This window comes from Paenibacillus sp. 01T422 (assembly GCF_056398785.1).
The window spans coordinates 1-557 of sequence record NZ_JBFTQB010001564.1 but is presented as its reverse complement, the minus strand read 5'-3'; the positions used below and the strand labels follow the sequence as shown (position 1 = coordinate 557).

At 40.3% G+C, this 557-nt stretch carries 1 protein-coding gene; it reads left to right on the top strand.

Annotated features, from left to right (window positions below; translation table 11 throughout):
* Positions 1-443: MFS transporter (locus tag AC1DUA_RS40190; RefSeq protein ID WP_477504959.1), on the top strand; the 443-nt coding region annotated here is incomplete at its 5' end.
* Positions 444-557: the final 114 nt, after the last annotated feature.

Sequence of the window (557 nt, the reverse complement as noted above, 5' to 3'; positions counted from 1 at the left end):
ATCTCATGCTTCAGGCGGKGGTCGTGGTTATTACACGATTTGCTTTAAGAAAGAAGATTCCATCTGACGGGAAATGGCATTCATTTTTTGTCATGGGTATTATGATCATACTGACAGCAGCAGCGCAAAGCGTAAGTTATTCGATGGAAGGAGGTAGCATGTATTTCTATGCGGGGGCTGTACTAATGGGAATAGCCCAAGCCCTTCTTTATCCGGCGTTAACAACATATTTAAGTTTTGTTTTGCCTCAGATGAGTCGTAATGTGCTAATTGGTTTATTCATAGCTACGGCCGATTTAGGTATGTCACTTGGCGGTGTTGTGATGGGCCCGATAGCCGATGCTACCTCTTACTCATTTATGTATATGATATGTGCCATTTTAAGCGCGGCGATGATTACTTTTGCTTATGATAGACGGAAGATATTTGCTCGTGGGGTATAAGAATTTAGCATGAAGAAAGTGTTGAAATCCCTATCTATAAATGGCGAATAAAAAAAGATCGTTTCAACCTTTTCAGGGATGAAACGATCTTTTTCTTAGTATACGTGTTTATAG